The following is a 24,061-nucleotide window of genomic DNA, read 5'->3' as shown; positions in this document are numbered from 1 at the left end:
CGCTCCTCGGTTGGACCCGTCAGAATGAATAGCGAAGGCCGACAAGGGCCGATGCGTTGGAATAATCGGGCAGTTCGTCGCGCGCGACCCCGTCGAGGCCGACGGCGGCGGTGCCGCTCAGCCCGGCGATGATCTCGCGGTTGTAGGAAAGCGATGCGCTGTAACCCATGCCGGTGCCAGTGCTGTCGAATCCACTATCGAACCAATTGACATAGGCATTTGCCCCGATGCCGGAGCGGCGGTCCAGCTGGTGGCCGGCATAGGCGCCCAGCCACACATTCTCGTCGACAATGCCATCCACAGCTTCCAGCGCGGTACCGGCGGCGGCGATATAGGCCCGGCGATCATATCCGCCGGCAATGCCGTAAGAAGTGCGGCCATTGCTGCGCGAGAGGCTGGCGGTCACCCCGCGGCTGCGGAAGACCGCGCTGCGCAGAGAGCCAAAGGAGCCGAGTGCGCAGGTGTTGCCCTCAAGCGAGGCAACGCACGCGCCAAGATCGCCGGTCAGCATGTTGCGAACGGCCTCGAACTCGGTCGGCAGGTTGGAGAGATTGTCTGCCAATACGCCGCCGAAACCGGTGAGATTGTCGTAAACGCCGATATTCAGGCTGGTGCGCGGATTCGGCGCATAGGAGAACGATCCGGTATAGGTGGTCGAACCATAGCGGCGGCCCACCATGGCCTGCAGCGACGTGCGGCGGGAGGGACGCCACATGATCCCTGCATCCCAGATCAGCCCGTCGGTCTCATAGGCGATGACACGCGGCGAGCTCTCATCCGTGACGAGGCGTCCGTCGCTGCCGATCACCGGAATGCCATCGGTATCGCGCACCGCATCGCGGCTCGACACTTCCACCTCCTCGTAACCCACACCGCCAACCAGGGCGAGCGTGCGGGAGACCGGAACGGTCACGTCGGCGCGCACATGCCGATCGTCGATACGTTGGTCCAGATTGGACACATCCTGCCGGTTCCACCCTGCCCCGACACCCACGCCCACGGGTAGGACCGTGCCCGGCGCGAAGCCTGCGCGGATGGTCGCTTGCTGCGTTACCGAATCGTCGAAGAGGTCCACCGGCTCGTCACCCGGCGTCAGCACCACGGCATCGGGCGCTTCGACACGGGTGTAGCCGATGCGATAGGCGCCTGTGACCAGCAGGTCGTCCACATTGGTCTGCAGCGTCGGCCCGGCATAGAGCGAATAGATCTGGCTGGTGGAGCTGTCGTCGGCATCGAACCCGCCGAGCGAGGTGGCGCCGCCGCTTTCGACACGTACCTGCGATGCGAGTGCGCCCGCCTCGAAAGTCAGCCTGCGCGGCACCAGGGCGAGCGAACCACGGGCAATGCCGGTGATCGTATCGCCGTCCGAAACCTCGCCATAGCCGATGCGCCGCTCATAGCGCAGCGAGGCCGAGGCCGCGCTGTTGCGGCCCGCGATCATGGCATCCACGCCGGCGGCGAGCTGCGTATAGGTGAGCACGTCGTCGCCCGGCGAAAGCTCCGCCGTCAGGACCTGCGCCGCCTCGATATAGGGCTGCACATCCACGCGGCTGCCGCGCACGGCTTCGGGTTCGGCAGCATCCTGAGCCAACGCAGGCAGCGGCGCGAGTAGCGCGAGGGCCAGCAAGAGCGATCGGTGCATTGTGCGGACCATCGCCCTAGTCTCCATAACCGTAATAGGCCCCGAAGCGGCGACCGCTGGGGCTGAAATGTGCATCGTTGAGCAACAGCTTGAGGTCGGGGCAGTTCGACAGCAGCGTCAGCGCGTCTTCCAATGCGCTCTGCCCGGTCTTGTCCGCACGGGCGACGACAAGGGCCTGCCCCACATGGTGCGCAAGGTCCGCCGCGGGAGAGGCTGCAAGCGCGGGCGGGGAATCGAAGATCAGCACACGCTCCGGCGCGCCCTGTGTCAGGCGGGACAGCACCTCGCCCGTATGCGCGGCTGCGAGATATTCGCTGTCCGTATGCGTCTGGTTCCCGGCGGGCAGGACATGCAGGCCGGCAATATCGGTGGCGATCACGCAATCCTCGATCGCGACATCCGGATTGGCCAGCGCGTCCATCAGGCCCGGACCCTTGGGCAGGCCGAGGAGCGATAGGATCGAGGGCTTGGCGACATCGGCATCGACCAGGATCACTTCGCAATCGCGCTCGGCCGCCATGGCCAGCGCCAGGTTCACGGCGCAGAAGGTCTTGCCTTCGTCGGGCAAAGCGGAACTGACTAGGATGCGCCGTGCGAGCCCGCTCGCATCGGCGCGCGCGGCCTTGAGCAGCTGGCGCTTCACGATGCGGAATTCCTCGAGCAGCGCGGTGACCGGACCATCCGGGTTGATCAGGCCATACTGCGTCAACGCGTCGCGATCGACGGGATGTGCATTGCCTGGCAGCGCGATGCGGGGCTGTTCCGGTAAGGGCGCGGGCTGCGGCGTGGCGGCAGGTTCGGCGGAGACAGGTGCTTCTGCAGGGGCAACCGGCTCGCTCCGCTTCTGCTTCACCACCTTGCGGTTGACCGGGCGCGCCAGATCTCTCGGCACAGGAGCGGGCGTGTAGCCCTTCTCGCCGAACATGCTTTCGGCACGCTCGAATAGCGACTTGCCTTCACCCTTGCCGGGTACGGGGATCTTGCTCTGCTCGGTCATGCCAGCCCCCTCACGCGATCATTCCGCGCTGGACGAATTCCACGCCCAGCAGGATTACGAACAGTGCGCCCAAAGCACCTCCGGCGGCGGCGAAGTACTTCAGCCGCTGGCGTTCCAGAGCACGTGCAGTCTCGGTGACGGTGTGCGAAATCGTGCCGACCACCGGCAGGTCGAAGGCGCGTTCCAGCTGGCTGGCAGTGGCATAGGTCGAACCCAGCTTGCCCATCGCGAAAGCCGTTCCTGCCCCTGCTCCCAGCCCGAGGATCAACACCGCCACCAGCAGCAGCGGACGGTTCGGTGCGGCGGGCGTGCGCGGCGTGGACGGCGGATCGACCACTTCGAACTGGATCGCGCTGCGTTCGCTTTCCACCTGCCCGCGCAGGCGGAGTTGCTCCCGGTCCTGGAGGAGCTGGTCATACTGCTCGCGCAGCACGTCGTAATCGCGGGTGATCCGCTGCGCCTCGGCGGAAACGCCGGGTTCGCGCGACTGGCTGTCCATGATGCTGGAAATTTCGGAGCGCAGAGCCGCCGCACGCGATTCCAGCGCCTGCACATTGGCAAGCCGCTCGGCGCGGATAGAGACAAGCGAACTGTAGGCAGGGTTGGGCGTGCCGGTCGCGCCGCCATCGGCTGCTGCCCTTTCGCGCAAGGTCGCCAGCTGGCGGTTGAGCGCAACGACGTCCGGATGCTGGTCGGTCAGGCCTTGCGAGCGGTATTGCGCCAGCATCGCCTCCGCTTGTGCCAGCGCCGCCTGCGGGCCGCCCGAACCGGGCGTGAGCATGGTGCGCGGCGTGCTGGACAGCTGGCCCTCGACAGCTGCCAGTGCGCTTTCGGCCGCGGCAAGGTCGGCCTCCACGCTGCGCAATTCAGCACGGGTGGCGGTGAGTTCCTGCTGCAGGCCTGCGGTTCCGCCGATCAGGTCGGGATGCAGCGCTTCGAATTCCAACCTGCGCTGCTCCGCCTCTTCCAGTTCGCGCTGGCGCAGTTCCAGCTGGGCGTTGATGAAATCCAGCGTTTCGCGCATGTCGCCGCGAGCTCCGCCAAGGTTTTCCTCGCGGAAGATGTCGATCATCCGCTGCACGATCACCTGCGCCAGCTGCGCGTTCTCTGCATCGGAGAGGTCGCTGCGGCCACTGACGGCGGCGATCTCGAACAGGTTCGCACCCTCCGAGACGACAGTGATGTCGTCTTCGAGCTGCGTGATTGCGCCTTCCATCTGGCCTGCATTGGTGATCGTGTCGCCAAGCCGCGTGGAGCGGACGACCTTTTCGAGGTTTACCGAGGAAACCAGCGTCTGCCGCACCCGCTCGATATCGCGCTGGCGACTGGCCGCGCCGATACCGATTTGCTCGGCCAGCACATCGTCCAGCTGCACGAAGATGCGCGATTCCGATTCATAGGAATTGGGGATCAGCGCCACCGCCAGCCACCCCAGCAGGCAGACGCCCCAGGCGACGGCCAGGGCGAGCCAGCGCCGGTTCCACACCGACCAGAGCGCTGCGCGCAATTCCTCGACAAGCTGGTTCAAGTGGTTCGCCCCCTGCCCGCCAGCCTCAGAACATGCTTTCCGGGATGATGATCACATCGCCCGGCATCAGCATCACATTCGCCTCGCTCTCACCCTTGCGCAGCAGGTCGCCAAGGCGCAGCGCATATTCCTGCTGGCCGCCCGTGGTACGATCGAAGCGGATCAGCTTGGCGCGGTTGCCCGATGCATATTCGGACAGCCCGCCCACAGCGATCATCGCGTCGAGCAGCGTCATGTTGGCGCGATAGGGCAGCGATGCGGGCTGCTCGGTCGCACCGACGACGCGGATCTGCTGGCTGAACGTGCCGGCAAAGCGGTTGACGATCACGGTCACCAGCGGATCGGCGATATATTGGGAAAGCTGCAGGCGGATATCCTCCGCCAGCATGGTCGGCGTCTTGCCCACGGCGGGCATGTCCGACACCAGCGGCGTGGTGATGCGGCCATCGGGTCGTACCTGAACTTCGGCACCCAGCTCGTCATTGCGCCAGACATGGATCGTCAGCTCGTCCAGCGGGCCGATCACATATTCCTCGCCCGGCCCTTCCTGCATCGCGACGAAGGTCGCTGGGGCCAGTTGAGGTGCATCGCCGGTGGTCGCGCATCCGCCAAGCGTCAGCGCCGAACCGCAAAGCACGGCCAGCAGGCGGAGAGCAGATATCAATCGCATTGTCGCGTCCTCAAGGGTTTCGGGCAGGAACGGGCGGCGCTGCCAAACGCCACACATTCTCCACCCGCGGATCCGCCGATCCTTGTGTGGGGAAAGGGTGAACAATGCGTTAGTCTTTCGGCCCAAAACGCCCGGATTTCGCGGGTTTTGGAGGCGCTGTCCCGATCAGGGACGCACTTGCGGCAAAGCCTTAAACCAGCAGCTCTCGCGCAGGTCCCTGGCCCAGGAAGGCGCTGGGGCTGGCGGAAGCGCCATAGGCTCCTGCGCAGAACACCGCGACAAGGTCTCCCACCTCGGCGCGCGGCATCATCACATTGTCGGCCAAGCGGTCGAGCGGGGTGCACAGGCAACCGACGATGCTGACCTCCTCCACAGGCTCGGCACCGAAGTGGCTGGCGATGGCCACGGGGTAGTTCCGCCGCACGACCGTGCCGAAATTACCTGAGGCGGCGAGCTGGTGATGCAGCCCGCCGTCGGTGACGAGATAGGTCACGCCATGGCTCACCTTGCGATCGACGATCCGGGTCAGGTAGACGCCCGCCTCGCCGACGAGATAGCGACCGAGTTCGATAGCGAATTCAGTCTGTTGCAGGATGTCGGGTAGCTTCGCGAATTGCTCCGACAAGGCGCTGCCCACGGCACCGATATCGAGCGGCTGATCCTTGTCGAAATAGGGGATGCCGAAGCCTCCGCCCATGTTGAGATGCGGCAGTTCCGCGCCGATCTGGGAGGAAAGCTCCGCAGCCAGCGAAAGCACATTGGCCTGCGTTTCGATGATGGCAGCAGCGTCGAGCGCCTGGCTGCCGGTGTAGATATGCAATCCGCGCCAGTCGGCTGCTGCAGCGATGATTTCCTTGGCGACGTCAGCAACCTGCGCCTGGTCGATGCCGAAGGGCTTGGCTCCGCCGCCCATCTTCATCCCCGATCCGCGCATCTCGAAGTCAGGATTGACGCGGATGGCAAGGCGTGGCGTGACACTGAGGAAAGAGGCAACATCCAGCGCGCGTCGCGCCTCATTGGCGCTTTCTAGGTTGATCGTGACGCCTGCTTTGATCGCCGCTTTCAGCTCCTCGTCACGTTTGCCGGGCCCGGCGAAGCTGATTTCGCGCGGGAGGAACCCCGCCTCGCGTGCCATCACGAATTCGCCTCCTGAGGCGATATCGAGGCCGTCGACCAGCTCGGACATGAACTCCAGCAGTGGTGCGAAGGGGTTGGCCTTCATCGCGTAATGGATTTTCAGACGCTCCGGCATCGCCTTGCGCAGGCCTTCCATCCGTGCGGCGACGATATCGCGCGAATAGACGAAGAGCGGCGTGTCGCCAGCCTCTCGCACCAGTTCGCTGGCGACCTTACCACCGATGGTAAGTTCATCATCCATGATTTTGAAATCAGGTGGAATTGGCCCGGACGGCTTCATGCCACGCTCTCCCGCTCCGTGCGAGCCAGAAGCGCGCGATCGATCTTGCCATTGGGGTTGAGCGGCATGGCCTCCATCCAGCGGATGACCGAGGGCTGCATGAAATTGGGCAATTCGCTTCTCAAGGCTTTTCGCAGGCCTTCCTCGTCGCCCGATCCGCGCAGAACCAGGTGGATCGCATGACCCAGCCTGTCATCCGGCACGCCGATAGCCACGGCTTCCTCGGCAAATCCGCTGGCGATGGCGGCTTCCTCCAGTTCCTGCGGGCTGATCCGGTTTCCCGCCGTCTTGATCATGGCATCCCTGCGCCCGACAAAATAGAGCAGGCCTTCCTCGTCGCGGCAAACCCTGTCGCCCGACCAGACGGCGGTTCCGCCGTAAGAGGACATGGCGGGCGCGGGGCGAAACCGCTCCGCCGTCCGTTCCGCGTCCTGCCAATAGCCTTGCGCGACCAGCGGGCCGCAATGGACTAGTTCGCCTTCCTCACCCGGATCGGCAAGCTCGCCACCGTCGTCGATCACGAGGATTTCGGCGAAGGGAATGGCCTTGCCCATGGAGGTCGGATGGCTGTCCACCAGCGTGGGATCGAGATAGGTGGAACGGAAAGCTTCGGTCAGACCGTACATCTGAAAAAGACGGGATTGCGGGAAGATGGACCGCAAACCTCGCACCAGATCGGTGGTCAGTGCGCCACCGCTATTGGTCAATCGTCGCATTGCTGCGACAGCTTCCTCTGGCCATTCCTGCTCGACCAGTTGGACCCACAGCGGCGGGACGGCCGCCAACGTGGTGATCTGCTCGCGCGCGCAAGCCTTGATCACATCGCGCGGCGTCAGATAGTCGAGCGGCACAACGCATCCGCCCGCATACCAGGTCGAAAGCAGCTGGTTCTGGCCGTAATCGAAGCTGAGCGGCAGGACGGCCAGCGTCACATCGTCGCTCTCCATCCCAAGATAATACGCCACGCTGACCGCGCCGAGCCACAGATTGGCATGGCTGAGCATGACGCCCTTGGGCCTGCCTGTGGAGCCGCTGGTATAGAGAATGGCGACAAGGTCCTGCGGGTCGGCCTCCGAAGGCGGTAGCGAGCCGCCAAGGGCCTCGGCCGCTGCCCAAGCCTCGCCCTCGCCCAGTACTTGGCAGGTTTCAGGCACATCTCCCGGCTCGAGGCTCTTCACCCGCGCCTCGGTCGCGATCAGCACGCTGGCGCCGCTGTCGTGGAGGATATGGTTCACCTGCGCATGCTTCAGCAGCGGGTTGATCGGCACATGCACGACGCCCGCTCGCGCTGCGGCGAGCGGCATCAGGCAAGTCAGTTCCCCCTTGGCGCACCAGCTGGCGATGCGCGCGCCCTTCTCCGGCGCCAGCTCCGCCAGCCATGCGGCGAGCAGCGCGACACGATTGCGTAAGTCATTCCAGCTTAAGCTTTGCCCGCGAAGAACAAGCGCTCTATCCCCGTCGCTCCCGCATGATGCGAGATGGTCGAGAGGCCGCGGCACGGGATCGGGTGAAGGGGGCATGCTGCTCCAGGATGGGGACAGGAAGTGGCGGCGATCAGCTATCACGACAGCGTGAGCGATCTCAATGGCTTTGGCCTTTCCGGCCAGGGACCGTTCGCGCAGCTGGAATGGTTTGCCCTGCTGGAACAGGCGGGCCACCGCCCCTTGCTCGCCCTCGCCCGCGACGATCACGGTGCCATCTGCCTCCCCCTTGCCCAAGGTGCAGACGGGCTGACCGCGCTTACCAACTGGTATGCCTTCACCTGGTCGCCGCTGGTTTCCGGCAAGCCATCACGGGCGATGTGGCAGGCCCTTGCGGACGATCTTTCCTCCCGCACCCACCGGATCACGCTGGGCAAGCTGGCGGAGGAGCCTGACGAGGACATGATGACCGCCTTCCGCGATGCGGGCTGGGCCGCCAAGGCCGAGATTTGCGATACCAACCATGTTCTCGATATCGGCGGACGCAGCTACGGGGATTACCTCGCCTCCCGCCCGGGCCCGTTGCGCACTACCTTGCGTCGCAAGGCGAAGAAGATTGAAATCACGCTCAACCGCCAGTTCGATCCGGCCGATTGGGCCACCTATGAGGCGATCTATGCCGAGAGCTGGAAGGGCGAGGAGGGAGACCCCGCCCTGCTGCGCGCCTTTGCCCAGTGGCAGAGCAAGGCGGGGCACTACCTCCTCGGCATTGCCCACGCCGAGGGGGAGCCCGTCGCAGCGCAATTCTGGACGGTGGAGGACGGCACCGCCTACATCCACAAGCTGGCGCATCGCGAAAGCGCAAAGCCGCTCTCGCCCGGCACCGTTCTTACAGCGGCGCTGCTGGAGCAGGTGATCGACCGCAATCGCGTTTCGCTGGTCGATTTCGGCACCGGCGATGATCCTTACAAGGCAGACTGGATGGAACTGGCGCGCCCGCGCTGGCAGGTCACCTTCCTGCGTCCGGGTGAGGCGCGCAACTGGCCCATGCTCGCCAAATGGCGGGCGAAACGCTTGTTTCACCCGGCCCAGCAGCGTAATGGCGCCCCAAACGGGGAGCTTATGGCCGAAAACCTGCCTGCAATTCGCGATGAAGACGATATCGATACCGAACTGGTTCTGCGCCAGGTGCTGCAGGACGTCCTCGGCCTCGATGCAGAGCGGGTCGCCGAGTTCGACGCCGATACCGGCCTGTTCGGCCACCTGCCGGAACTCGATTCCATGGCGGTCGCGGGCCTGCTGACCGAGGTGGAAGATCGGCTCGGCATATTGATCGAGGATGACGAGGTGGACGGCGAAATGCTGGAGACTTTCGGCGCGCTGCTCGCCTTCGTGACCGCCAAGCGCGAGGGAGACTGACCGCGCCATGCTCCGGCCGCGGACTTGGCAAGCGCCTTCCGGCCAGCATGAACTTGCCCTCTGCACCGGTCCCGGCGCGCGTGCGCAATTGCTGATCCTGCCCGCTTGGTTCGACGAAGCGAACAAGCTGCGCCATCTCACGGTCGCCACGATACGCGCGTTGGAAGCGGCGGGGATCACCAGCGTTTTGCCCGACCTTCCCGGCTGCAATGAAAGCCCTTCCCCGCTGGAGGAGCAGGACCTCGACAGCTGGCGCAAGGCTGCCCGTCTGGCTGCCGAGCAGCACGGCTGTACGCATGTGCTGACGATCCGTGCTTCGGCGCATATCGCTCCGGACCTGCCGGGTTTCGCCTATGCGCCGATTGCACCTGACACTGCCTTGCGCGCCCTCACCCGCGCCCGTGTGATCGCTTCGCAGGAAGGTGGACGGAAAGAGAATGCTGCCAACCTGATCGAGAGCGGACGGCAGGACGGCCTAGAACTGACGGGCTACAATCTCGGATCGAACATGATCGCGCAGATGAGCGATAGCGCTGCAGTCCTTCCCGAGGCCCTGCGCGTCATCCGTCAGGCTGAAATCGGCGGTGCCGCGCTCTGGCTGCGCAGCGAGCCCGATCATGACCAGGCGCAGGCGGAGGCGCTTGCAAGGCTTATCGCCGCGGAGATGGCCACATGACCCGCGAGCACTTCGTTTTCGAGTGCGAGGGAGAGCAACTCCACGCAACACTCGACGATGCGCCCGGCAAGACGGGCCTGCTGATCGTTTCGGGCGGCAATGAAACGCGTGCCGGGGCGTTCTCTGGCCATGCCCATCTTGCGGCTGAGATCGCGGCCGAGGGCTACCCCGTGCTGCGTTTCGACCGTCGCGGCGTGGGCGACAGCAGCGGCGAGAATGCAGGTTTCACGGGGAGCGCACCTGACATCCGCGCCGCCGTCGCGACCTTGCGGAACCGCCGCCCCGATCTCGCGCGCATCGTCGGTTTCGGCAATTGCGACGCGGCTAGCGCGCTGATGCTGGGCGATGGTTGCGGTCTCGATGCCTTGGTCCTCGCCAATGTCTGGACCTTCGACGGGAACGATAGCGGGCATGCGCCCGAGGCTCTCCGGGCGCGTTATGCGTCCAAGTTGCGCAACCCCGCCGAATTGGCGCGACTGTTCCGGGGCGAAGTCTCCATCGACGGCTTGCTGCGCGGGTTGAAGAGCGCGCTGTCACCCGCCCCAGCTGCGACATCATTATGCGGCTCGCTGCGACGGTTCACCGCAGCCCCGCCTGTTCCCACGCACTATCTCGTCGCGGAAAAGGACCGTACCGGACAGGCCTTCCTCTCTGCCTTTCCCGAATTGCGGGAAGCGAGCCATGTCTGCAAGAACGCCGGCCATTCCTTTCCCGAGCCGCATGCACGTGCGTGGTTGCGGGAGAAAATCCTGTCAGCCCTTCACGAACAGGCTCGCCAGCTCGACATGGGTTGACCAGCGGAACTGGCCCACCGGGCGCACTTCCGCGAGCCTGTAGCCCTGCTCTACCAGCAGCGCCCCGTCGCGTGCCCAGCTGGAGGGATTGCAGCTGACATAGGCGATGCGCGGCACACTGCTCTTCGCCAGCTGTTCAACCTGCGAGCGTGCACCCGCACGCGGCGGGTCGATCACCACGCCATCGAAAGCGGCCAGCTCCTCCGGCCTTAGGGGATTGCGGAAGAGGTCGCGATGCTGCGCGTCGACCGGAACGCGGGCGCGCAAGGCGGCGGTGCGGCAGGCAAGCATGGCATCGCGTGCGGCTTCCACCGCCGTCACTTGCGACGAACCGGCGAGCGCGAAGGCGAAGGTGCCCAGCCCCGCGAAGAGATCCGCAACCTGGTTACAGTCTCCCAACCATTCACGTACTGCGCCGACCAGTGCGGCTTCGCCATCCGCAGTCGCCTGAAGGAAGGATCCGGAGGGATAGGGAACCGCGATACCGCCCAGCTTGACAGTCACCGGTTCCGGCTCCCAGAAGGTCTCCGGCCCATAACCCTGGTCGAGACCGAGCCGCGCAACGCTATGCTCGCGGCAGAAGTCGAGCAGGTCCTCGGTCTGGTCGAGCCCTTCGATGGCGATATTGCGGATCGCGCAATCCACGCCCTGATCGGCCAGCGTGAGGTCGATCTCTGCCGAATAGCGGTCCTTTCGGTGCGAGAGATAGGCACGCAGCGGCTCGACCAATGCGAACAACTCCGATGCAAGCACGTGACACTCGCGCAGGTCGACAAGGCGGTGCGATCCGGCCTCGCGAAAGCCGATAACCGCGCGCCCGCCGCCATTGATAGCGTGGAGCGTGGCGCGGCGGCGGCTCCTTGGCGGAGACAGATGCACCGGGACCATGACCTCCGGCTCCATGCCCTGCGATTGCGCGGTAAAGGCGATGCGCGAGGAGATGTAATCGGCAAGCGCTGCATCGTCGCAATGCTGCAATTCGCAGCCTCCGCAACGATCAAAATGGCGGCAAACAGGCTCGACGCGGTGAGGGCCACGCGTGACGATCTGACCATCCGCCACCATGTCGCCCGGTGCGGCGCCCGGAACATGTTGGCCGGTCGCGGTCACTCCGTCACCTTTGGCGGCGATGCGGATAATTTCTTCGGTTTCACTCACAGGAAGTTGCCGTAAGCTGCTGGAATATAGTCAATGAGGTCACCTGCCGTAAAAGCGGGCCCGGCAAGCCGCGCCGCTTCGGCATGAAGCCAGCACGCTTCCACCGCATGACCGGACGGCGAGTCCGACCCGACCGCAAGGCGGCTGCCGATCAGTCCCGCCAGCACATCGCCCGTACCTGCCGCGCTGAGCCAGCTTGTCGCGGGAGGCATGATCAATACCGGATCGCCCGGCGCATCGATCATCGTATCGGGTCCCTTGGCGACCACCACGCCCTCGATTGCTTCGGCAAGCTCGGTCAGCTGGTCGATCCGGTCGAGCCCGACAGAGCCGAAATTGTTGCCCAGTGCTTCCAGCTCTCCGGCATGCGGCGTCACGATCAAGGGCGCGGTCCGCCCCTCCACCATCACCGGTTCGAGTAGGTGCAGCGCATCGGCATCGCACACGGTGGGAAGGTCGCAACCGAGCGTCCAGGCGAGCTTGGCATGCGCATCGGCATCCCTGCCCAGCCCCGGCCCGATCAAGATGGCAGCAAGCCGGTCATCCGCCAGCAGGGACGAAAGCGACTCATGCTCCACCACCAGCTCTGCCGGCGCCTGCGGGACCGGATGCGTGGTAAAGAGCTTCACATAGCCTGCCCCGCCATGCATTGCCGCGCGCGCCGCCAGCAGCGAGGCACCGGGCATCACGCCACCGATCACGCCCAGCAGCCCGCGCGAATATTTGTGTGCATCCATTTCCGGCGGAGAGAGATGCGGGCGCCGCGCCAGTCTCGCCGTCTCGCCATCCTCGCCGACGCCGATATCGACGAGCCGGCGCGCGCCCATCATTTCCATTGCCGGCATCATCCAATGGGCGAACTTCCATGCGCCCAGCGCAATGGTGAGGTCATAGATTGGCAGGACGTCATTGAGCACTTCGCCGCTATCGGCATCGATCCCGCTCGGCAGGTCCACCGCGATATGCAGGTCATGCGCCCGGGCGAGGCGGAGGAGCAGGTGCTCCAGCCCCTCATCAAGACCGCGCGTCAGCCCGCTGCCAAACAGGCAATCGACGAAAACGGAGCCGGTGGCGTGTTCGACCGGTTCGCCACCCCAAGCGGCGCGAGCCTTGCGCGCGGCATCGGTCTTGGGCTCGAGCGGCGCGACGACCGAGACCTTCAGGCCCCGTTCCGTCAGTACGCGCGCAATCACATAGCCATCGCCGCCATTATTGCCGGGGCCGCACAGCACGGTGACGGGCCTCCCCGCAGCCATGCGCCACACCCAGTCGGCCGCGCCCGTGCCCGCCTTCTCCATCAGGCTGGAGACGCTCTCGCCCTCATCGATCAGCGCCTGTTCGGCTGCCTGCATCTGGGCGACGGTGAGGATTTGCCTATTGGACAGCATCGGTGGCCGTGATCGTTGCAGGGAGCAGATAGTGGTCGCCGCCCAGCTCCACCTCGATTTCACCGTCGAACACGGTAATCCGCGCATCGTCCGCGCCATCGGCTGCAGTGACCCCGCTGCCGTCCTCCATCACGCGCAGGCGGCGGAACCCGCCGTTTTCGTGGTGGATGGTGAGGAAGAGCGCGCCGTCCTCTATGGCCCGCTCGACGCGGCAGCTCATGCTCATGCTGCTGGCGGGAGAGATGGCGCAGGAAATCGGTTCACCCGCTTCCATGGCGTCCCCCTCACCCGCACCGCCTTGCTGGCCACACGCGGCGAGCAGCGGCAGCAAGGCCAGCGCCGCGCGCCTGTCAGCCATTGCGATTGGGCTTGATCTGCGAAACGTCTCGCACGGCGCCTTTCGCAGCACTGGTGGTCATCGCGGCATAGGCCTGCAATGCGGGCGAAACCTTGCGCGGCCGCTCCTGCGCCGGGGTCCAGGCGGCTTCGCCTTTCGCCTCCATCGCCTCGCGACGGGATGCCAGCTCGGCATCGGAGACCGCGAGGTTGATCGTGCGGCCGGGGATGTCGATCTCGATCATGTCGCCTTCCTCGACCAGCGCGATATCCCCGCCTTCCGCCGCTTCGGGCGAGACATGGCCGATCGAGAGGCCCGACGTGCCGCCGGAGAAGCGCCCGTCAGTCAGCAGGGCGCAAGCCGCGCCCAGGCCCTTCGATTTGAGGTAGCTGGTCGGGTAGAGCATTTCCTGCATGCCCGGCCCACCGCGCGGACCTTCATAGCGGATAACGACGACGTCGCCCGCCTTCACCTGGTCGGTGAGGATGGCGGTGACGGCAGCGTCCTGGCTCTCATAGACCTTGGCCGGGCCGGAGAATTTCAGGATGCTCTCATCCACGCCCGCAGTCTTTACGATGCAGCCATCGCGGGCGATATTGCCGTAGAGAACGGCAAGGCCGCCGTCCTGGCTGAAGGCATGTTCCTTGCTGCGGATCACGCCGTTCTGCCGGTCGCGGTCGAGCTCATCCCAGCGGCGCGACTGGCTGAAGGCGGTCTGCGTCGGCACGCCGCCCGGCGCGGCCTTGAAGAATTCCTGCACCTTGGGATTGTTGGTGAGCGTGATGTCCCAGTCCGCCAGCGCATCGCCCATAGTCGGGCTGTGCACGGTGGGAAGCGCAGTGTGGAGCAGGCCTGCACGGTCGAGCTCGCCGAGGATCGCCATGATCCCGCCTGCGCGGTGGACGTCCTCCATATGTACGTCGGCCTTCGCGGGCGCGACCTTGGAAAGGCACGGCACCTTGCGGCTCAGTCGGTCGATATCCTCCATGGTGAACTCGACCCCCGCCTCATTCGCTGCGGCGAGCAGGTGGAGCACGGTGTTCGTCGATCCGCCCATCGCGATATCGAGGCTCATCGCGTTCTCGAAAGCTTCGAAGCTGGCGATCTTGCGCGGGAGGACGCTGTCATCGTCCTCCTCGTAATAGCGCTTCGCCAGCGTCACGACGAGGCGACCGGCGCGTTCGAACAGGCCCTTGCGGTCGGCATGGGTCGCTAGCTGCGAGCCGTTGCCGGGGAGCGAGAGGCCCAGAGCCTCGGTCAGGCAATTCATCGAATTCGCGGTGAACATGCCGCTGCACGATCCGCAGGTGGGGCAGGCAGAGCGTTCGATCGCGGCGACATCCTCGTCCGAAATGCGATCATCGGCGGCGGCGACCATGGCATCGACGAGGTCGAGCGCCCTTTCCTCGCCATCGAGCACGACCTTGCCCGCTTCCATGGGCCCGCCGGAAACGAAGACGACCGGAATGTTCAGCCGCATCGCGGCCATCAGCATGCCCGGCGTAATCTTGTCGCAATTGGAGATGCAGACCATCGCATCGGCGCAATGGGCGTTGACCATATACTCGACGCTGTCGGCGATCAGGTCGCGGCTCGGCAGCGAGTAGAGCATGCCGTCATGGCCCATGGCGATACCGTCATCCACCGCAATGGTGTTGAATTCCTTGGCGACGCCGCCTGCCGCCTCAACCTCGCGCGCGACCAACTGGCCAAGGTCCTTCAGGTGGACATGGCCCGGCACGAACTGGGTGAAGCTGTTGACCACGGCGATGATCGGCTTGCCGAAATCCTCGTCCTTCATGCCCGTGGCGCGCCACAATCCGCGCGCGCCGGCCATGTTGCGGCCGTGGGTAGTGGTTCTGGAACGATAGGCGGGCATGTCGGCTCCGTGGGTATGACTATGTATCTGCTTGCGCCCCTAGACCAAGCGCGCAGCTATCTTAAGCGAAAATGCGGTTGCAATGGCAACCGTGGGACTTCTGGAGCGTCTAGTTGCTCGCTAGCGCCGACAGTACCCGTCCGGCGACATCGGCGATCATCGCTGCGTAGCGCGCCTGTCCAGCTTCGTTCGCAATCAGGTCGTTGCGGATTTCGATCGCGCAATAGGGGCGGCCATGCGCCTCCGCATGGCGGTTCATCGTTGCGTTGAGGAGCTTGCCCGAATAGGGCTCGTTATCGCCCACGGTCACGCCGAGTTCGCCGAAGAGGCGGATGGCGTGCTGGGCGGCGCGGTCATCCTCATTGTAGAGCAGGCCGATTTCCCACGGACGCTCCTCGCCCGGCTTGCTTTCCAGTTCCGGCGTGAAACTGTGGATCGAGAGGATCAGCTGCGGGTCCTGCTCGTCGAGCCATGCGGCGAGCGCATCGTGATAGGGCCGATAGTATTTCTCGATCCGCCCTTCCCTGTCGGCACCGATATTGCCGGGGATCAGGATACCGTCACTGGTCGTGGGGATCAGGCCGTCGACCTCCTCCTCGCGGTGGAGGTCGATCACGAGGCGGCTGACTTCGCCCAAATGTGCAGGAATGCCGTGACGACGCGCCATCCGCTCCACGACACCAGCCGCGCCAATGTCCCGGGCGATGTGCTTCTCAAGCACCTCGGAGCCGACCCCGAGCTCTATACCATCGGGCACGTGGTTCGACGCATGATCGCACACGGAAACGATACCGTGCGTGTCGAATGCGGGGATCTGGCGGTAGGATGTTTCGGTCATCGCAATTGCCCTACCATCTGCCACCACTCGGGTTCCAGCCTTGCGATGGTTTCGGCGGCGCGGTCACGCTGGCCGATATCCTCATAGAGGGCAAAGCAGGTTGCGCCCGAACCCGACATTTCGCTCATCCACGGATCGGTTTGGTCCAGCGCGTCCAGCACATCCGCGATGATCGGGCACAGCGAGATCGCCGGGAGCCGCAAGTCGTTCCGCCCCTCGCGAGCAATTTGCCGGGCCGAACCTTCCGGCAGCGCACCACGATCCTTCCCGTCCCACGCCTTGAATACCGGCCCGGTCGCCAGCGGAACGCGTGGATTGACCAGCAGCACCGCCATGCCCGCCATGTCGTTCTCGACCTCAACGCGTTCCTCGCCCACGCCGCGGCCTATATGCATGGTTGAATCGACGCAGGCGGGGACGTCCGCGCCGAGTTTCGCCGAACGCTCACGCCAATTATCAGGCAGGCCGTAAGCTTCGCGCATCATGCGAAAGACCGCGCCCGCATCGGCGGAACCACCGCCCAGCCCTGCGGCTACCGGAAGGTTCTTCTCCAGCGTCACGCACAGCCCGTCAGGATGCTGCAGCGCGCTGAGTGCGCGGGCGACGATATTGTCGAAGGGATCGGTCAGCGCCCCCGCAAACTCGCCGGTCACGGTGACGCGGTCGGCGTCGCATGTCTCGGCAACCAGCCTGTCCCCCGCATCGACGAAGGCGAACAGCGTCTCCAGCTCGTGATAGCCATCCTCCCGCCGCCGCCGCACATGCAGCGCCAGGTTGATCTTGGCATAGGCGGTTTCGCGAAGGGTCATTGGTCAGAATATCGTCATCGCGAGCGAAACGAAGCGATCCAGTGCGTCTCGCGTCCCGCCCTGGATTGCTTCGTCGCTACGCTCCTCGCAATGACGAAGCCACCGGAATTCTCACATATTCGGATACATCGGGCCGCCGCCACCTTCGGGCGTGAGCCAGGTGATGTTGCCGTTGGGATCCTTGATGTCGCACGTCTTGCAGTGGACGCAGTTCTGCGCGTTGATCACATATTTGGGCTCCGCACCCTCCTCGACCAGCCACTCATAGACGCCCGCCGGGCAATAGCGGGTGGAGGGTCCGGCATAGACGCCCAGCTCGCTCTCCAGCTGCAGCTCCATGTCCGCCACTTTCAGGTGGCAGGGCTGGTCCTCTTCGTGATTGGTCCCGCTGAAGGAGACCGAGGTCAGGCGATCGAAGCTGAGCACGCCATCGGGCTTGGGATAGGCGATGGGCTTGTAGAGATCGGCGCGGTTGAGGCTCTCGGCATCCTTGTGGTGGCCGAGCGTGAACGGCAGGCGGATCTTCAGCGTACGCAGCCACATGTCGATACCTGCCAGCGCGGTCCCCAGCCCCTCGCCGAACTTGGCGACCAGCGGCTGCGCGTTCTTCACCTTCTGCAGCTCGTCCGCGATCCAGCTGGAGCGGACGGCGGCATCGTAATCCTCCAGCGCATCCTTCTCGCGGCCCGCGGCAATGGCAGTGGCAATGTTTTCGGCGGCGAGCATCCCGCTCTTCATCGCCGTATGCGTGCCCTTGATGCGCGGGACGTTCACGAAACCGGCCGAACAGCCGATCAGCGCACCGCCTGGGAAAGCGAGCTTGGGCACGCTCTGCCAGCCGCCTTCATTGATCGCGCGCGCGCCATAGGCCACGCGCTTGCCGCCTTCGAGCACTTCGCGGATCGCCGGATGGTGCTTCCAGCGCTGGAATTCCTCGAAGGGGAAGACATAGGGGTTCGCGTAATCGAGGGCGGTAACGAAACCCAATGCTACCTGCCCGTTGGCCTGGTGATAGAGGAAGCCTCCGCCCCATGTGTCGCTTTCCGACAGGGGCCAGCCTTGGGTGTGGATCACCCGGCCCGGCTCATGCTTGTCGGGATCGATATCCCACAATTCCTTGATCCCGAGACCAAAGACCTGCGGCTCGCAATCGGCCTCGAGGTCGAAGCGGTCCTTCATTAGCTTGGTCAGATGGCCGCGAGCACCCTCGGCAAAGAGCGTGTATTTCGCATGTAGCTCCATGCCTGGCTCGTGATCCGGCTTGTGCGAGCCATCGGCGGCGACGCCCATGTCCTGCGTGGCGACGCCCATCACATTGCCCGCTTCGTCGAACAGCACTTCGGAAGCGGGGAAGCCGGGGAAGACCTGTACGCCCATGGCCTCGGCCTTTTCGCCCAGCCAGCGGCACAGATTGCCGAGCGATCCGGTGTAATTGCCCTTGTTGGACATGAGCGGCGGCAAAGCGAGATGCGGCATCTCCCACTTCCCGCCCTTGGTGAGCACCCAGTGGAGGTTATCCGTGACGGGCGTTTCGGCCATCGGGCAGCCATCCGTCCGCCAGTCGGGCAGCAGCTCGTCCAGCGCGCGCGGATCGATCACCGCGCCGGAGAGGATATGCGCGCCGATCTCCGCGCCCTTTTCCAGCACGACGACCTCAAGCTCTTCGTTCAGCTGCTTGAGCCGGATCGCCGCCGACAGGCCAGCGGGGCCGCCGCCAACGATGACCACGTCCACCGGCATGCTCTCACGTTCGCTCATGCGTCCCTCTCCATAAACGGGCATTGCTTTGCCTAGGCACTTGATCGCTGGCCGTGTGCAGGTCAAGACCGCCCTTGGACTGTCTGCCAAAGACCGATCGTGAATATGCAACAGCAACCCGACCTTGCCGAACAATTCGCCGCCGCCCTCGACTGGTGGCGCGAGGCGGGCGTCGATCACGATTTCCGGGATGAGGCGGAGGCCCTGCTGCAGGAGCCCAAAGCGGCCAAGGCTGCTGCCGAAAAGCTGCAACAGGCCAGGAAGGTCGAGGAAGAGAAGCCCGCACCGCCTGCCATCGGCGGCGATCGCGCCAATTGGCCGGGCTCGCTGGAAGGTTTCGCCAGCTGGTGGATGACCGAACCCTCGCTCGATGGCGACGCTGTGCGCGACCGGGTTGCACCGCGCGGTGTGGTCGAGGCGGACCTGATGGTGCTCGTCCCCATGCCCGAGGCACAGGATAGCGAAAAGCTGCTCTCCGGCCCGCAAGGCACGCTGGTCAGCAACATGCTTCGCGCAATGGGCGTTGCCGAGGAGCGTGCCTATATCGCCAGCGCCCTGCCCCGCCATATGCCGCTGGCCGACTGGGATGGCCTCGGTTCAGCTGGCCTTGGCGAAGTGCTGCAACACCACATCAAATTGGCCGCTCCCAAGCGCCTGCTGGTCCTCGGACGCGACCTGATGCCCGTGCTCGGCTTGGAAAAGCGGCAAGCCGTGGCGGAATTGAGTCTGGGCGATAGCGCGATTCATCTGCTGGCAAGCTTCGGACCGGAAAATCTGCTCGAGAACGCAAGGCTGCGCGCACGCCTGTGGCACAGCTGGCTCGACTGGACGGGGAATAGATGAGGACATTGGCATTGGCCGCCGCTGCAACACTCGCGGCGACTGGCATGGCAACCACCGCGCAGGCTCAGGACTCGCGCGAATATTTCATTGCTCATGTTTCGCAGAATGACGCACCGCGCCAGCTGTCGGAGGACGATGCACGTTATTATCGCTCGGTCTTCGCGAGCATCAAGGGCGAGCGCTGGGGCGAGGTGCAGGAACTGCTCGCCCAGCGTCAGGACGGGCTGCTCCACCGCGTGGCGCTGGCCGAATTCTACCTCCACCCCAATTCACCGCGCGTGGAACTCGACCAAATCCTCCGCTGGCTCGATGGCGGACAGGAACTGCCGATGGCCGCGCAACTGGTGCGGCTTGGCCAGACGCGCGGGCTGGAGGCACGTCCCTACCTTCCGGTGGAACGCCAACTCCGCTCGGTCGGCAATTTCCCCCGCCGAGACCGGCCGCGTTCGGTCAATGACGGGACCATGCCGTCCGACGTCAGCTCCGGCATCCTCGCCGCGATTTCGAATGACGATCCGAATACGGCACGCCTGCTGCTGGACGGCGTGGATGCCTCGCTCAGCTCCGAAGCACGGGCGGAATGGCGTCAGCGCGTCGCCTGGTCCTATTTCATCGAGAACATGGACGCAGAGGCGCTGGCCATGGCGCGCTCCGTCGCCGCAGGCAGTGGCGCATGGCTGGCTGAAGGCGAATGGGTCGTCGGCCTTGCCTCATGGCGGCTGAACGATTGCGAGGGTGCGGGCGAGGCCTTCCGCCGCGCGGCATCGATGGCGGAGAACGTCGAATTGCGCGCGGCTTCGCTCTATTGGGCGAGCCGCTCGGTGTTGCGGTGCAGGCAGCCGGAATTGTCCTCGCAACTGCTGGCCGAAGCGGCGGGCAACGACCAGACGCTCTATGGCATGCTCGCCGCCGAGCAGCTGGGCAGGAAGCTTCCCGATCGCGTGTCGCGTGCGGATCTGTCGAACGATGACTGGCGCCGCATCAGCAATAACCAAAACGTCCGCATCGCCGTGGCTCTGGCTGAAATTGGCGAGGACGTGCTGGCGAGCGAAGTCCTGCTCCACCAGGCAAAGATCGGCGATCCGGACGATTACGAGGCGCTCTCCCGCCTTGCGCGCGAGTTGAGCCTGCCGCAGACGCAGCTCTACATGGCCTATAACGCACCGCAGGGTGGTCGCGCCGATCCGGCGAGCTTCTACCCCGCGCCACGCTGGGAGCCGATGAACGGATGGCGCGTCGATCCCGCGCTCGCCTATGCGCATATCCTGCAGGAATCGAATTTCCGCGCCAATGCGCGCAGCCCCGCCAATGCGCAGGGCCTGATGCAGATCACCCCGATTACGGTGCGCGAACATGCCCCGCGCCTGGAAATGAACGCAGCGGCCGTCGATATCTACGATCCCCGCGTCAACCTCGCCTTCGGCCAGCGAAATCTGGAAATGTTGCAGGAAGATCCGGCCACGCGGAACCAGCTGCCAAAGATCATGGCTGCCTATAATGCGGGCCTCACCCCCGTGCGCCGGTGGGAGAGCGAGGTGCGCGACATGGGCGACCCGCTGCTTTACATGGAGGCGATCCCCTATTGGGAGACGCGCGAATATGTCGCCATCGTGATGCGCAATTACTGGATGTATGAGCGGCAGGCGAATTCGCCCTCGCCCAGTCGCACATCGCTGGCCGAAAATGGCTGGCCGGCCTTCCCCGGATCGGGCAGTGGCGCTAACGGACGCGTCTACATGTCTTCCGGAAGCAAATGATGGCCATCGATCCCGACCGCACATTCAAGCCGATCAACATCGCCCTGCTCACCGTCTCCGATACGCGCGGACCGGATGAGGATACGTCGGGCGATATCCTTGCGGGGCGCATTATCGGCGCGGGACACAACCTCGCCGCGCGCACGATCCTGAAGGACGATGCCGATGTGATCGAGGCGCAGCTGCGCGCCTGGATGGCGGACGGGAATGTCGACGCGGTCGTCTCCACCGGAGGGACGGGCCTCACCGGCCGCGACGTCACGCCCGAGGCGCTCGACCGCGTGAAGACGCGCGAGATCCCCGGTTTCGGGGAGCTGTTCCGCTATATCAGCTTCAAGACCATCGGTACCTCCACTGTGCAATCGCGCGCTTGTGCTGTGGTGGCGGAGGGGACCTATATCTTCGCCCTGCCCGGCTCGAATGGCGCGGTGAAGGACGGGTGGGACAACATCCTTGCCGAGCAACTGGACGCCCGCAACCGGCCCTGCAATTTCGTCGAGCTGATGCCGCGCCTCAAAGAGGTCTGACCCTCTTTCCAAGCCCCTTTGTTCCGTGTATGTTCCATCCTCATGGGACATACACGAGACCCAATCGTCCGCGGACGCGGCGCGCAATCCTCTGCGCGATCAGAGCGCTTCGACCTTCCGCAGCGAGAGGTCGATGACGACTGGCGTGAGGCCATGCGCATGCTCGATGGCGACCCGCCCAAGCTACGCACCACGGTAACAGAGGAGCGGCCCAAGTCGATCCTGACCTTCAACCAGTCTCCCGACATCGGCTTCGACCGTTCGATCAATGCCTATCGCGGCTGCGAGCATGGCTGTGTCTATTGCTTTGCACGCCCCACCCACGCCTTTCACGACCTCTCACCGGGGCTCGATTTCGAGACGCAGCTCTTCGCCAAGCCCGATGCGGCGCGGCTGCTGCGGGAGACGCTCGCGCGCCCGAAATACATTCCCGCCCCCATCGCCATGGGCACAAATACCGATCCCTATCAGCCGATAGAGGCGCGCTACCGCATTACCCGCCAGGTTCTCGAAGTATGCCTGGAGGCGCGGCACCCGGTGATGATCACCACCAAGTCCGACCGGGTGCTCCACGATCTTGACGTGTTGAAGGAGCTCGCAGCGTGTGGGCTGGTGGCGGTCAGCATATCGGTGACGACGCTCGATCCGAAGCTCTCCGGAAAGCTCGAACCGCGCGCAGCTTCGCCAGGCAAGCGACTCGCTGCATTGGCAAAACTGGTCGAGGCAGGCGTGCCCGCCCACTGTTCGGTTGCACCGGTTATCCCCGCGATCACCGATTGCTTCATGGAAGAGATTTTGGCCGAGGCCGCCAAGGCTGGGGTCACTTCGGCAGGCTGGATCATGCTGCGCCTTCCGCATGAAGTCGCCCCGCTGTTTCGTGAGTGGCTCGACGTGCATTACCCGGACCGCGCCAGCAAGGTGATGGGCATCGTGCAATCGGTGCGCGGCGGGAAGGACAATGACAGCCGCTTCTTCCACCGCATGCGGCCCAGCGGCGTGTGGGCGGAGCTGTTCCGCACGCGGTTCCGTATTGCCTGCAAGCGCGCGGGGATCGCGAAGCAACGTTTCAACCTCGATTGCAGCCAGTTCCGCCCGCCTTCGACCAACGGCCAGCTAAGCCTTTGGTGACCGTCTCCGGATTGTCGCAAAACGGACCTAAGGCATGAACATGCCGTGTTTCCTCACGGGTCCGACAAAGGGGAATTGCGATGAAGAAATCAGTATTGGCGATTGCGCTGGCCTCCAGCATGCTCGCCACACCCGCCCTTGCCCGCGATGGCGAGGTCTATGCCGGCATCGAAGGCGGCGTCCTCATTCCCGACGATATCGACTACACGGTGCAGGGAACCGGACAGGCGATCACTGGCGAGGCCGACGACATGGGATGGGACCTGGGCGGCATCGTCGGCTATGACTTCGGTCCGGTCCGGCTCGAAGGTGAAGGCGCCTATAAGCGCTTCGACCTCGAAACGATCAGTGGCCCGGTTGGCCCGATCCCGGTCGAGGGGACCGACTTTGCCACCGGGTCCTTCACTGCGGACGGCAATGTCGAGATCTGGAGCGGCATGGTGAACGCGCTGCTCGATTTCGGCGGCAATGACGGCATTGGCTTCTCGCTGGGCGGCGGTGTCGGAATTGCCAATGTGCGCATGTTCGACATTGGCGTGCCGGGACGTACTTTCCTCGACGATAACGATGTGCGCTTCGCATGGCAGGGCATTGCCCGCGGTTACATGCCGCTTTCCGAGGATTGGGACCTCGGTCTTCAATACCGCTACTTCCGCGTCGACAATGCGACGGTGGTCGACCGCTACGATGTGAATGAGGCGACGGTGCTGGGCGCCAATAGCCGCAATCTCGACTTCGACCTCGTCACCCATTCGGTGATGGCCGTGCTGACGCACAATTTCGGCGGTTCCGAGCCGGTGGCCCCGCCGCCGCCTCCGCCCCCGCCTCCCCCGCCGCCGCCTCCCCCGCCGCCTCCGCCCCCTCCGCCGCCGCCTCCGCAGGCAGTGTGCAACCAGGGGCCCTACATCGTGTTCTTCGACTGGGATCAGTCGGCGATCACGCCGGAAGCGGCCACGGTGCTGGACTCGGCGATCACCGCCTATGGCGATTGCGGTACGGCAGCTATCATGCTGGCAGGCCACGCCGACCGCTCGGGTTCGACGACCTACAATGTCGGCCTGTCCGAACGGCGTAA

At 64.8% G+C, this 24,061-nt stretch carries 21 protein-coding genes and 2 pseudogenes; 9 read left to right on the top strand and 14 right to left on the bottom strand.

Features of this window, described 5'->3' with window-relative positions:
• Positions 1 to 19: 19 nt before the first annotated feature.
• The 6 genes from E5222_RS06555 to E5222_RS06530 form a co-directional block, all read right to left on the bottom strand.
• Positions 20 to 1,642 carry a preprotein translocase subunit YajC gene (locus E5222_RS06555; RefSeq protein ID WP_246021592.1) on the bottom strand — a complete coding sequence of 541 codons (1,623 nt, stop codon included), beginning with the start codon at positions 1,640 to 1,642 and terminating at the stop codon, positions 20 to 22.
• Between the two features lie 16 nt (positions 1,643 to 1,658).
• Entirely contained in the window at positions 1,659 to 2,639 is a 981-nt protein-coding gene (locus E5222_RS06550; protein WP_136692980.1) for a P-loop NTPase family protein, read from the bottom strand.
• 10 nt (positions 2,640 to 2,649) lie between these two features.
• Positions 2,650 to 4,167, bottom strand: coding sequence for an XrtA system polysaccharide chain length determinant (locus tag E5222_RS06545; protein ID WP_136692979.1), 1,518 nt, complete (start codon positions 4,165 to 4,167; stop codon positions 2,650 to 2,652).
• A gap of 25 nt (positions 4,168 to 4,192) precedes the next feature.
• Complete coding sequence (locus E5222_RS06540) at positions 4,193 to 4,837, bottom strand: XrtA/PEP-CTERM system exopolysaccharide export protein (protein WP_136692978.1); 645 nt, start codon at positions 4,835 to 4,837, stop codon at positions 4,193 to 4,195.
• A 190-nt stretch (positions 4,838 to 5,027) separates the two neighbouring features.
• On the bottom strand, positions 5,028 to 6,254 hold the full coding sequence (locus tag E5222_RS06535; RefSeq protein WP_136692977.1) for a pyridoxal-dependent decarboxylase, exosortase A system-associated: 1,227 nt from the start codon (positions 6,252 to 6,254) through the stop codon (positions 5,028 to 5,030).
• Complete coding sequence (locus E5222_RS06530) at positions 6,251 to 7,774, bottom strand: acyl-CoA ligase (AMP-forming), exosortase A system-associated (RefSeq protein ID WP_136692976.1); 1,524 nt, start codon at positions 7,772 to 7,774, stop codon at positions 6,251 to 6,253. Before E5222_RS06530 ends, E5222_RS06535 begins: the two co-directional genes overlap by 4 nt.
• Before the next feature lie 279 nt (positions 7,775 to 8,053).
• Here E5222_RS06530 and E5222_RS16740 point away from each other — a divergent pair.
• The 4 genes and pseudogenes from E5222_RS16740 to E5222_RS06510 all read left to right on the top strand — a co-directional run.
• Positions 8,054 to 8,635: pseudogene (locus E5222_RS16740) on the top strand (GNAT family N-acetyltransferase); the annotation flags it as partial.
• A 162-nt stretch (positions 8,636 to 8,797) separates the two neighbouring features.
• The gene (locus E5222_RS06520) at positions 8,798 to 9,094 is read left to right on the top strand and encodes an acyl carrier protein (RefSeq protein ID WP_136693767.1); all 297 of its coding nucleotides are present in this window, start codon (positions 8,798 to 8,800) and stop codon (positions 9,092 to 9,094) included.
• A 7-nt stretch (positions 9,095 to 9,101) separates the two neighbouring features.
• Positions 9,102 to 9,770, top strand: coding sequence for an alpha/beta hydrolase family protein (locus tag E5222_RS06515; protein WP_246021591.1), 669 nt, complete (start codon positions 9,102 to 9,104; stop codon positions 9,768 to 9,770).
• The gene (locus tag E5222_RS06510; RefSeq protein ID WP_136692975.1) at positions 9,767 to 10,564 is read left to right on the top strand and encodes a hydrolase 1, exosortase A system-associated; all 798 of its coding nucleotides are present in this window, start codon (positions 9,767 to 9,769) and stop codon (positions 10,562 to 10,564) included. Before E5222_RS06515 ends, E5222_RS06510 begins: the two co-directional genes overlap by 4 nt.
• On the opposite strand, the gene E5222_RS06505 is transcribed toward E5222_RS06510, so the two are convergent.
• The 8 genes and pseudogenes from E5222_RS06505 to E5222_RS16905 all read right to left on the bottom strand — a co-directional run.
• The gene (locus E5222_RS06505) at positions 10,523 to 11,722 is read right to left on the bottom strand and encodes a class I SAM-dependent RNA methyltransferase (RefSeq protein ID WP_136692974.1); all 1,200 of its coding nucleotides are present in this window, start codon (positions 11,720 to 11,722) and stop codon (positions 10,523 to 10,525) included. The genes E5222_RS06510 and E5222_RS06505 overlap by 42 nt on opposite strands.
• Positions 11,719 to 13,110 carry an NAD(P)H-hydrate dehydratase gene (locus E5222_RS06500; protein ID WP_136692973.1) on the bottom strand — a complete coding sequence of 464 codons (1,392 nt, stop codon included), beginning with the start codon at positions 13,108 to 13,110 and terminating at the stop codon, positions 11,719 to 11,721. Before E5222_RS06500 ends, E5222_RS06505 begins: the two co-directional genes overlap by 4 nt.
• Entirely contained in the window at positions 13,097 to 13,468 is a 372-nt protein-coding gene (locus E5222_RS06495) for a hypothetical protein (protein ID WP_136692972.1), read from the bottom strand. Before E5222_RS06495 ends, E5222_RS06500 begins: the two co-directional genes overlap by 14 nt.
• On the bottom strand, positions 13,461 to 15,326 hold the full coding sequence (ilvD, locus tag E5222_RS06490; RefSeq protein ID WP_136692971.1) for a dihydroxy-acid dehydratase: 1,866 nt from the start codon (positions 15,324 to 15,326) through the stop codon (positions 13,461 to 13,463). Before ilvD ends, E5222_RS06495 begins: the two co-directional genes overlap by 8 nt.
• Before the next feature lie 109 nt (positions 15,327 to 15,435).
• Complete coding sequence (locus tag E5222_RS06485) at positions 15,436 to 16,164, bottom strand: N-formylglutamate amidohydrolase (protein ID WP_136692970.1); 729 nt, start codon at positions 16,162 to 16,164, stop codon at positions 15,436 to 15,438.
• Positions 16,161 to 16,973, bottom strand: a complete 813-nt coding sequence (locus E5222_RS06480) for a 4-(cytidine 5'-diphospho)-2-C-methyl-D-erythritol kinase (protein WP_136692969.1) — start codon at positions 16,971 to 16,973, stop codon at positions 16,161 to 16,163. The genes E5222_RS06485 and E5222_RS06480 overlap by 4 nt, the downstream gene beginning before the upstream one ends.
• 111 nt (positions 16,974 to 17,084) lie before the next feature.
• Positions 17,085 to 18,152 carry an electron transfer flavoprotein-ubiquinone oxidoreductase gene (locus E5222_RS16910; RefSeq protein WP_425456249.1) on the bottom strand — a complete coding sequence of 356 codons (1,068 nt, stop codon included), beginning with the start codon at positions 18,150 to 18,152 and terminating at the stop codon, positions 17,085 to 17,087.
• 474 nt (positions 18,153 to 18,626) lie between these two features.
• A pseudogene (locus E5222_RS16905) lies at positions 18,627 to 18,713 on the bottom strand (FAD-dependent oxidoreductase); the annotation flags it as partial.
• 123 nt (positions 18,714 to 18,836) lie between these two features.
• Between E5222_RS16905 and E5222_RS06470 the strand changes: the two are divergent.
• The 5 genes from E5222_RS06470 to E5222_RS06450 all read left to right on the top strand — a co-directional run.
• Positions 18,837 to 19,574, top strand: coding sequence for a uracil-DNA glycosylase family protein (locus E5222_RS06470; protein ID WP_136692967.1), 738 nt, complete (start codon positions 18,837 to 18,839; stop codon positions 19,572 to 19,574).
• A gap of 44 nt (positions 19,575 to 19,618) precedes the next feature.
• Entirely contained in the window at positions 19,619 to 21,331 is a 1,713-nt protein-coding gene (locus E5222_RS06465; RefSeq protein WP_246021590.1) for a lytic transglycosylase domain-containing protein, read from the top strand.
• On the top strand, positions 21,331 to 21,858 hold the full coding sequence (gene moaB, locus E5222_RS06460) for a molybdenum cofactor biosynthesis protein B (RefSeq protein WP_136692965.1): 528 nt from the start codon (positions 21,331 to 21,333) through the stop codon (positions 21,856 to 21,858). Before E5222_RS06465 ends, moaB begins: the two co-directional genes overlap by 1 nt.
• Before the next feature lie 42 nt (positions 21,859 to 21,900).
• Positions 21,901 to 22,986, top strand: coding sequence for a PA0069 family radical SAM protein (locus E5222_RS06455; protein WP_136692964.1), 1,086 nt, complete (start codon positions 21,901 to 21,903; stop codon positions 22,984 to 22,986).
• 80 nt (positions 22,987 to 23,066) lie between these two features.
• Positions 23,067 to 24,061, top strand: a 995-nt coding sequence (locus E5222_RS06450) for an outer membrane beta-barrel protein (RefSeq protein ID WP_136692963.1), incomplete at its 3' end; no start/stop codon positions are given.

Source organism: Alteraurantiacibacter aquimixticola (assembly GCF_004965515.1).
Taxonomy (GTDB): domain Bacteria; phylum Pseudomonadota; class Alphaproteobacteria; order Sphingomonadales; family Sphingomonadaceae; genus Alteraurantiacibacter; species Alteraurantiacibacter aquimixticola.
Note: the sequence above shows the minus strand (reverse complement) of the source record. Positions and strands in the feature narration are given on the sequence as shown.